The organism is Collinsella aerofaciens, assembly GCF_040920445.1.
GTDB lineage: Bacteria > Actinomycetota > Coriobacteriia > Coriobacteriales > Coriobacteriaceae > Collinsella > Collinsella aerofaciens_BH.
This window is the reverse complement of sequence record NZ_JBCOTQ010000067.1, coordinates 1-10167: the sequence shown is the minus strand read 5'-3', so window position 1 is coordinate 10167 and position 10167 is coordinate 1. Positions and strand designations below refer to the sequence as shown.

Sequence of the window (10167 nt, the reverse complement as noted above, 5' to 3'; positions counted from 1 at the left end):
TCAAGACGCCGGCGCCCGACGGGGAGACGGCGAGTTAGCCGGCAGGTCGGCATGTCAATCCTGGTCTAACAGAGCCTAAGATTTTGGTGCCAAAAATCTTTCAAAAGGTAGATAGTCCTCATGACTCGACCCATCTGGATAGCATGCGGCGAGAAACCAGCCATATATGATCGTCGCCAAAGCCCAATCGTCGTGCAAAAGCATCAACAAAGGCAGCGAAAGCCGGCTATGGCCTTATGCATCAATCTTTGGCTGCTGAAAACTCCGTTTTTTGCACGTCGCCCCAAGCACCACCCTCACCCAGCGGCTGATCCGCCGAAGACCGGACATCGCAGGGCCCGCCATTAGTCTACTTTTAGGCACACTCCGCAGGACGCAAGAAGCCCTCGCCGCACTCCGCATTGGACGAGAAGCGCACTTTAATCCCTTCAGCCCCAATCCCTGAAGACCGAGGACAAAGGGACCCGACGGGTTTCACTCTGAATGCATTCCGCAGCACGAAGCCCTTTCCAAACGCGCGAAGCGCGCCATTAATTCCCCCAGCAGTAATCCACTGAAGACCGGACATCGCAGGGCCCGCCATTAGTTTACTTTTAGGCACGTCCTCGGACATGCAAGAAGCCCTCGCTGCGCACTTCGTGCGGCGAGGGCTTCTTGCGTCCTGCGGAGTGTGCCTAAAAGTAAACTAATGGCGGGCCCGGACGACTACAGGGCTATCGATTACCCCGTGTTCTGCAAACCTGCCGAGACGCCGGTCACAGTCGAAAGAATCAGGCTCATGTACTCGGCCTTCTTCTCCTCGGCCATCTCGTCCTGGTTCATACGCACCTCGCGAAGGGCGCGGACCTGGGCGATGGACAGGGCGTCGACGTAGGGGTTACGCACGCGAACAGCACAGCCGAGCACGCGGCGGCGCTGCAGCGGCCACTCATCACCGACGATGGCAAGGACCCACTTACGGGTGAGCTGCATCTCGGTAAAGACCTTCTTGGACAGATCATCACGGTCGCCCAGATGCAGATACATCTTGGCGATGCGCTGATCGGTCTTAGCAATCGACATCTCGATGTTGTCGATAAAGGTGCGGAAGAACGGCCACTCCTGGTAGGCAGCCTTGAGCTGGTCAAGATCGCCAAGCTGCTCGCAGGCGGTGCCCAGGCCGTACCAAGCGGCCAGGTTAATGCGCGCCTGGCTCCAGCTGAAGATCCACGGAATGGTACGCAGGTCGTCGAGCGACTTGGCACCCAAGCCGCGCTTGGCGGGACGCGAGCCGATCGGCAGCAGACCGACCTCGGTCAGCGGCGTCACGGTCGAGAACCACGGTGTAAAGTCCTCGGTGTTCAGCAGGTCCAGATAGCGCTCGTGGCTTGCGGTGTTGAGCTTCTCGGCCATACCCCAGAACTTCTGCGTGGTCTCGGTGTTGGTCTTCTCGACACTCGGGGCCGACTGCAAAAGCGTTGCGGCGGCAACGGACTCAACATGGCGCTGAGCCAGCGTGCGGTTGCCGTAACGGGCAAAGATGACCTCGCCCTGCTCGGTGAGCTTAAAGAAGCAGTTGACCGAACCCTTGGGCTGCGCCAGCACGGCCTTGTTGGCCGGGCCGCCGCCACGGCCCACGGCACCGCCGCGACCGTGCATGAGCACCAGGTCGATATTGTTCTTCTCGGCCCACTTGGCGATGCGCTCCTGCGCGGAGTGCAGCGCGAGCATGGCCGTGGTAGGACCGGCGTCCTTGGAGGAATCGGAGTAGCCCAGCATAACCTCCATGCGGCGGTTGGTCTGGGCAAGGCGCTTCTGCACCACGGGCAGCGTAAGCATCTGGTCGAGCACGTCAACGCAGCCCTCGAGGTCCTCGAGCTGCTCGAACAGCGGGATCACGTCGAGCTCGGGGACATCCTCCTCGTGCGCAAAGGACAGGTGGGCCAGCTCAAAGACGTCAGCCACATGCTGGGCGCTCTTGGTGAACGAGATGATGTAGCGGTGCGCCATCTTCTTGCCGTAGCGCTTTTGGATGGAACCGATAGCGCGGAAGGTATCGATGACCTCGCGCGTCATGGGCTGCAGGTCGCCATGGATACCGTTCTCGTGGATATCCTTGAGGGCGCGGGCGTGCACCACGGAGTGCTGACGGAACTCCATCTCGACCATATGGAAGCCGAAGGACTCGACCTGCCAGATGATGGTTTGGACCGGACCGTAGGCGGCACGGACGGCACCGCAGGCAGCAAGCGAACGCTGGACGACGCGCAAGTCATCCAGGAACTCGTCGGCGCTGTGGTACATGGTGTCGGTGATACGACGGACGGTGGCGTTCAGGCGGTCGGCCATGACGAGCATGACGGCGCGATGCGGCTCGTGCTCGGAGATCAGCTCGGCGCGGGCCGTGTAACGAGGGCTCATCTCGACCTGATGGTTCCACAGGTTAATGAGCTCGGCCGACGGCTTGCTGTAGGTAGCCTCGAGCGTGAGGTTGCGGCCGATGTGGCGGCACTTGTCCTCGAGCTTGAGCACCATGTGCGTAAAGTACTTGGCGGCGACCTCACGGCTCACCTTGGCGGTGACGTTGGGGTTACCGTCGCGGTCGGAACCGATCCAGCTGCCGGGATGGAAGAACGCCGGGCACAGCGGCGGCACAGTACCGGCCTTGTCGCCCAGCACCCAATCGTCAAAACGACGATAGATAACGGGGATAACGTCGAACAGCGTGTTATCGAAGATGTCGATGATGGTATCGGCTTCCTCGACCGGCGTGGGCTTCTTGAGCGCGATGGGACTCGTACGCACCAGGGCGTCGATCTCCTGCAGCATATGGCGCTCGTTCTCCACCAGGTCGGAGCCGCCCAGACGCGGACGCTCCTCCAGCAGGTTGGAGATACGGCGGATCTTGCCCTCGACGGCCTTACGACGGGCCTCGGTGGGATGTGCGGTAAAGACAGGGTGGAACTCGAGCTTGTCGAGCAGCTCGTTGGCACCCTCGACACCCAGCTCATTCACCAGCTGGTGATAGGCAACGGTAAGCTCGTTGGCAGGATCGACCTCGGTATCGGTCGACGCACCGGCCTCGCGCTCGCGCAGCTGCGCCACACGGTAGTTCTCCTCCGACAGGTTTGCCAGGTGGAAGAAGCTCGTAAAGGCGCGAACGATGACCTGCTGCTTATCGAGCGGCAGGCTGTCGATCAAATCGACGACCTCACGAAATGCCACGGCAGTGGGCTCGTCGGCGGTGGGCACGCCCTGCTCGTCGACGGCTTCGTCGGCAGCGCAGGTACCGGGGTTGCCGGCATTGACCACAATCTCGGCTGTCAAAATCTTGTCGAACAGGTCCGCGATCTCGGGATCATACTCGCTAAGCACACGGCGCTCCAGGCGCAGGAACAGCGCCAGATTGTCGCGCAGCTCCTCGGGGATCTCGATCTCGGCGAGACGCTCCCTGGACTCGGCATTCGAGCCGATTCGGTTAACGAGGCGGTTGACCACGGCAGCGACGCGCGCCGCGGCTTCGGGTACAGACTGGTTGCTTAGGTTCTCAGCCACGTTTCCTCCCATTCCTCCTTCTATGCACGTAACATGCGGTATTCATTATAGGCGCTTGAGAAATACTTTCGACACTGATTGCGCTTTACCACACAAAAGTATTTTCTGCATTGCAAAGGTTTTTGCCCTAAATGGTCGTATTTCTCGGTGGGCGGCATACGTAAACGGGGGCATTCCGCATAAAAGCGAAACACCCCCGTAACAATCGCTCGCAATGAGCTGAGCGTTTTAGCGAGTCCACAGCTCAAAAATCATGCGCTACAGGCGCTCGCGAACCGCCTCGACCACGTTGGCCAGATCGACGAGAACTTCGTCGTGACTCTGCATGTCGCGCACCTTAACCTTGCCGGCGGCAAGTTCGTCGCCACCCAGGACCAGGATGAGCTTAGCGCCCACCTTGTCGGCCTGCTTAAATTGAGCCTTGAGCGAACGACCCTGATAGTCCGCCTCGGTCACGATACCTGCGGCGCGAAGCTCCTGCGTAATGGCGAAGACACTCTGGCGCAACTCCTTGCCGGCGTTGGCGACGTAGACGCACGGGGCCTCCTCGGCACCCAGGTCGCTGCCAAAGGCCTGCAGGGCCAGCAGGGCGCGCTCAAAACCGACAGCGAAGCCGACGCCTGCCGTGGGCTTGCCGCCCTCGAGCTCAACGAGCCCATCGTAGCGGCCGCCGCCACCGATGGAGCCGACACCGGCGCCGGGGGCTTCGACCTCAAAGACAGTACGGGTGTAGTAGTCCAGGCCGCGCACCAAGGTGGGATCCTCGACATACTCGATACCCGCCGCATCCAAATAGCGCTTGACCTGCTCGTAGTGCTCGCGGCACTCGTCGCACAGGTTGTCGCCCATCAGCGGGGCGTCGGCCATGATCTCGCGGCAATGGTCGTTCTTGCAGTCGAAGGCGCGCAGCGGGTTGAGCTCGGCGCGCTCGCGGCACTCGTCGCACATCTCGTCGGCGTGATCGAGGATAAACTGCTTGACCTGCTCGCGGTATGCCGGACGGCACTGCGCATCGCCCATTGAGTTAATAAGCAGACGAAGCTTGGAAAGATCGAAGCCCAGGCGCTTGTAGAACTCCATGAGCATAATGATGCACTCGGCGTCTGCCGCCGGATCGGGAGCGCCGAGCCATTCGATGCCCACCTGGTGGAACTGGCGCAGGCGACCCTTCTGGGGACGCTCGCCACGGAACATGGCCTCGGCGTAATAGGCCTTAAACGGCGTGGAGCCCTGGGGCACCAGGTTGTTCTCCACGACGGCGCGCACCACACCGGCCGTGCCCTCGGGGCGAAGCGCCAAGCGCTGCTTGGGCTTGAGCTTGGTATCAGTACCCTCGGTAAAGACGCGCTCCAGGTTGGCGCCGCTAAACACGCGGAACATCTCCTTGCGCACGACGTCGGTCGACTGGCCGATACCGTGGACAAACACGTCCACCTGCTCGATCGCGGGCGTCTCGATGGGCTTAAAGCCAAACGGCTCGAATACGCCGGCCGCAATCTGCTGCATCTTCTGCCAGGCGCGCATCTCGGCGCCGATAAGGTCGCGGGTTCCCTCCGCCTTCTGTGCCTGCATGGGCAAACACCTTTCTTTTGTATCGCGTCATAGGTAGTGGTCATTATACGGCACAAAAACAAAACGCGGCGGCGCGTCTGACCGAACGAGGGTATGGGGGCTCGTTCGGCCAGACGCACCGCCGCTGTTTGGGATCCGTTTTCCTCCGTCTCTTTCGAATCACGTGATCTGTTGAGGACGGAGGAAAACGGATCATTTCGTAGGCCCGTGGCCGCCTTGGAAACCGAATGATGGTACGAGCATCCATTCGGCTTCCAGGGCGGCCACGGACAGAACGGGGCGAACAGAAAAGAGCGACGGGCGTCTACTCCCCCGCCACGCTCGTGCGCAGCTTGGCGGCGATGGGCTCGGATGCCAGCAGGAACACGAGCATGACCACGGAGCACGCCAGGCACACAATCCAGGTGCTCGCAAAGGAGCCCGTGGCATCAAACAGCACGCCCGAGACGATGGCGCCGGTAGTGCCCAAGATTGCCTTGAAAGACAAGGACATAGGCCTTATGGCCATACCCGCAGGCTTGAAAGGCAAGGTTGGGTGCTACCGGTGGTCGGCGATATAGCCCAAAGCGACGGCGGTATAGGCCGCGGCGCCGAGAGGAAGCTCGGCATCGTTAAAACGTGCCTTGGGATGGTGCTGGGCAAAGTGTTCGTCCGTGTCGGTTACGGCCGCGCCCACGGTAAAGTACGCACTTGGGATCTTGCTCGAGATAAGCGCGAAGTCCTCACTCGCCATGGCATGGAAAAGCGGCAAGAAAGCCGTCTTGGGCAGCACTGCGCCCACGTAGCCAAGCGACGCCTGAGTCATATCGCTGTCGAGTACAAGCGGCGGAACATCCGAAAGCGTCTCGATGGTCGCCGGCGTACGATAGGTCGTAGCAACGCCGTTAACGACCTCCGCGATGCGGGTCTTTAGGTGAGCCATGAGCTCAACATCAAAGCCGCGCAGCGTTCCCTCGAGCACGCAGGTGTCGGGGATGACGTTGGCCGCCAAGCCGCCGGCGAACTTACCAACGGTAAGTGCGACTTCCTTGGCCGCCGGCACCTCGCGGGAGATAAGCTCCTGGAGCGCCAGGTGCACGTGGATGCCGGCCGTGATGGGGTCGATGCAGATCTCGGGGCTGGAACCGTGGCCGCCCTTGCCCTGGAGCGTGATGCGGAAACCGTACACACCCGAGAGCGCCGGGCTGCCGTAGAGCACCAGGCCAAGCGGCGACTGGCTGTTGACATGCATGGCAAAGGCCGCCTGAGGGCGCGGGTTCTCGAGCAAGCCGTCGGCGATGGCAGCGCGTGCTCCCTCAAAGGTCTCCTCGCCCGGCTGGAACAGCAACTTGACGGTAGCGTTGGCCTCCACAAGCTCGGCCTCGCGGGCCTTGAGCAGGCGCGCCGCACCAAGCAGGGCCGTCGCGTGCATATCGTGACCGCAAGCATGCATGCAGCCATTGGTGGATGCAAAGGGCTCGCCGGATTCCTCGACAACGGGAAGGGCATCCATATCGCCTCGGAGCATGACGACCGTTCCGGCCTGCTCGTCCTTGCACGTGCCATTGCCCTGAGCGGCCGCACCGGCACCGATCAGGCCAACGACGCAGGAACCGTCGACTAGCGTGGTATGGGGGATGTCCATCTCGTCCAGACGTGCCTGGATATAGGCAGACGTCTGCGGAAGATTGTTACCCAGCTCGGGCATCTGGTGTAGATCGTGTCGCCATGCAGCGAGCTCGTCTGCAAAAGCCTGAGCTTCTGCGACAAGACCGTCACCGATAGCGGCCTGCGCCGCCGCGGTGGCCTGGGGCGCTGGTTGCGGTTGAAAATCGGACAGAGCTGATGCCATAGAAGCCCTCCAGTAACGTTTTTGCAGCACGCACTTTGATAGCGTAAAGTGCAAGGTACAACTGTAAGGGCATGACATAAAAATGCCGCCCTGGGAGGGCGGCGCAACAAGTTGTTTACAATTGCGGGTGTGATTTTCGGCGCAAGAAATCGAAATGCGTCTCGCTCAAGATAATCGAAAGAAAGATGAGCGCGAAGCCGGCGAGCAGGCGCGAGGTGAGCGCCTCCCCCATCAGCAGCACCGAGAACAGCACGCCCGAAGGCGACTCCATCGAAAGGAGCAGTGAGCCCGTCGAGGCCGAGACATGCGCCAAGCCGACGTTTTGGATGAGCAGAGCCGCGCATGTGCAACCAACCGAGAGAAACGCCATCGCGCTGATAAAGCTCGGCGTCCACACGGACAGAGGCGCTTGGGTCTCGAATAGCAGCGACGTTGCCAGGCTCAGCACGCCGTTGCCCACAAACATCCAAAACGTGATGACGTTGATGTCCATTTTGCGACCGTACTTGGCAGTCACCGCCATCTGGATGGCGAAAAAGACCGCACCCGCCAGCGTAATGACATCACCGATGTTGAATTCAACGCTATCGAGCGCCACCAAGCCAATGCCCGCCAAGCACAGCAGCGCCGCGCCCAGGTTATAGCGGGTGAGTTTTTCGCCGCTCAGAAAATAGCTCGCGAACGGCACAACGATGCAATACGTGCCCGTCAAAAAAGCATTCTTGCCCGCCGTGGTGTGCGCCAGACCGACTGTCTGCAGGGCGTAGGCGGCCCACATAAGTGCGCCCATGCCAAGTCCGACGATAAGGTTGCGGGCGTTGAGGTGCGCGATGATGCGCTTGTGGAAGATGAAAAACATGACCAACGCCGCAGGCAGAAAGCGCACGTAGAGCAGTTCGAACACCGGAATGGTGTCGAGCGCGTCCTTCATGGTCGTAAAGGAGTAGCCCCAGACGACTGCCACCGAAAGCAGCAGGACTTTCCAGAACAGCGGCGAGCGAGCGCCGGCGCCGCGGGAGGTGCCGCCCGCGCCCAGGTCCTCGCGAGCAACAGGGCTATCGGGCATCATTTCGATATTGTCAGTGGCATGCTGGGCCATAGGGCATCCTCGCACTCAATCTGGGCGTGGTGTCCGCACGCGTATGGCTGCGTGCCGCCTCATGGTCAAATAAAAACAGGGCGCACCGGACCCCCGGCACGCCCCGCTACTGTAGCAACAACCAAGCAGCCCGTGCAATTCACTACGCTAAAGCATCGGGTTGGAAGATCTCGATGTTCCGACGGCGTTTACGTTGCTGCATTAAATCAATTTGGTTGACTCCAGTTTTTCGATGATCCAGTCGTTGGCTTTGATGACCGGGCGGCGGAAGACGACGCCCAGTGCCAGCGACGGAATCAGATAGCTCGCCAGAATGCCTAGCTCAATCCAGTACTCCATGTGGTACGCACCGGCCATGGCGGCATGCATGGCGTTGATGCCGTGGGTGAACGGCAGGAACGGATAGATCGCCTGGAACACGGGGCCGGTCATCTCGATGGGGAACGTGCCGCCCGAACCGCCGACCTGCATGACCAGCAGCACGACGGCCAAAGCCTTGCCGATATCGCCAAACGACACCGTAAGCGTGTAGACGATATTGGAGAACACGAGACTCGCGACCCAGCCCGCCAGCACAAACTGCAGTGGGTTGTCGCACTGGATGCCAAAGAACAGGATGTCGCCCGCGCATACGAGCGTTGCCTGCAGTAGAGCCAGACCGCCAAAGAACAGGTAGCGGCCCAGGTAGATCTCGTGCAGGCGCACGGGGATGAGCTCGTTGATAAGCTCATCGTCAACCGAGACCTTCATCATGGCCGCCAGCACAATCGAGCCCACCCAGAGCGACAGAATCGTGTAGAACGGTGCCATGGCCGAACCGTAGTTGCGGATCGGATAGACCGGCTTGCGATCGAGCGCGACGGGGCCGGAAAGCGACACGGCCAGACCCTCGGGATCATTGCCGATCATCGTCTTGATCGTAGCGAGGTCATCCGACATCAAGGCGCCGTCGAGCTCGTCCTTAAACGCACTGATCTTGTCCGACGCCTCGCCCAGCTGATCAGAAGCCTTGTTGACCAGCTTTGCAGCCTTGGAGAGGCCCTTTGCCAGCGAACCGGATGCGTCGGTCAGGCCAGCAACAGCACTATCCAGATCGTTCGAAATACCGTTCAGCGAATCCAAAACGCCCGAGATGGTCTTCTTGAGCTCCTTTGCCTTGGCCGAAAACGTAGAGTCGTAGTCAGTCTTGGCGCCCGAGATACCAGCCTTGGCATCCGCGATTGCCTGATCGACCTCGGCACGCGACTTATTAACCTCTGCCATGCTGTCAGAGAGAGACTTCGCGGTGGCCGTCAAGTCCTTGGCGTTGTTGCGATACTCCACAGCAATCCTGCTCAGCGATGTTGCCACAGACTTGAGGCTGTCCTGGAGTTTTTCGTCAGTCACCTGATCGGCAAAGCTGCGGAGCTGGTCGGCCGTGGCGTCGATATCGTCGGCACGCGTGTTGAGCGCTGCCGCGGCATCGTTGAGCTGGGACACTGTAAGGTCGACATGTTGATTCGCGGCATCAAATGCCTTCGCAAGCTCGGCGGACACGTTGTCAAACGAGCCCGCGCTTCCGTCAATCGCGGCATTGATGGCGTCGTTGGCGTCCTTCAGCGCTTCCTTGGAATCGCTAATACCGCTCTTGACATGCTCCATCAGCTGCTTCGTTGACTCATCGACCGTGCCCGTCTGCTTGAGCATGCCGCTCGCCGACGTCAGCGAATCGGACGTGGAGCTCAAAATGCCCGCCAGCGACGAAGCATTTGCCCGAACGTCTCGCAGGTCCTCAATCGAATCGCCGAGCGTCGAGGACAGGTTGGCGATAAAGTTACCCACCTGGTCGGTGCTCATGTAATCGAGCAGGCTGGACACCGTCTTAAGACCGATCGTCGTAATGGTCTCGGTAAAAGTTTTGTTAACCTGGCTCTGGACGGCGCTCGAACCCTTCTCGGTCACGATCTGCGCAATGGCGTTGGCCTTCTGATTCTCGTAGAACTCGATATCGGCATGCTTCACGTCGGTCGAGAAAAGCGTCATCATGTCAGCGCTAAACGTTTTGGGGATAACGACGGCAGCATAGTACGCGCCCGACTTAACGCCCTCGATAGCCTTTTCGCGATTGTTGAGCACAACCCAATCGAAGCTC

6 protein-coding genes are annotated in these 10167 nt (G+C 60.4%); all 6 read right to left on the bottom strand.

The features are described 5' to 3' along the window. Window positions 1-720: 720 nt before the first annotated feature. A complete protein-coding gene (locus AB5405_RS08965; protein ID WP_438265712.1) occupies window positions 721-3534 on the bottom strand; it encodes a phosphoenolpyruvate carboxylase in 2814 nt (937 codons plus the stop codon). A gap of 258 nt (window positions 3535-3792) precedes the next feature. Further along, window positions 3793-5106, bottom strand: a complete 1314-nt coding sequence (gene hisS / locus AB5405_RS08960) for a histidine--tRNA ligase (RefSeq protein WP_368138246.1) — start codon at window positions 5104-5106, stop codon at window positions 3793-3795. A gap of 304 nt (window positions 5107-5410) precedes the next feature. Further along, window positions 5411-5593 carry a hypothetical protein gene (locus tag AB5405_RS08955; protein ID WP_368138245.1) on the bottom strand — a complete coding sequence of 61 codons (183 nt, stop codon included), beginning with the start codon at window positions 5591-5593 and terminating at the stop codon, window positions 5411-5413. Window positions 5594-5644: 51 nt separating this feature from the next. After that, window positions 5645-6937: a M20 family metallopeptidase gene (locus tag AB5405_RS08950; protein ID WP_368138244.1), complete on the bottom strand. Its 1293-nt coding sequence runs from the start codon at window positions 6935-6937 to the stop codon at window positions 5645-5647. Window positions 6938-7052: 115 nt separating this feature from the next. Next, window positions 7053-8036, bottom strand: a complete 984-nt coding sequence (locus AB5405_RS08945) for a DMT family transporter (protein WP_117770437.1) — start codon at window positions 8034-8036, stop codon at window positions 7053-7055. 201 nt (window positions 8037-8237) lie between these two features. Continuing rightward, the coding region (locus tag AB5405_RS08940; RefSeq protein ID WP_368138243.1) for a YhgE/Pip family protein at window positions 8238-10167 on the bottom strand (1930 nt) is incomplete at its 5' end.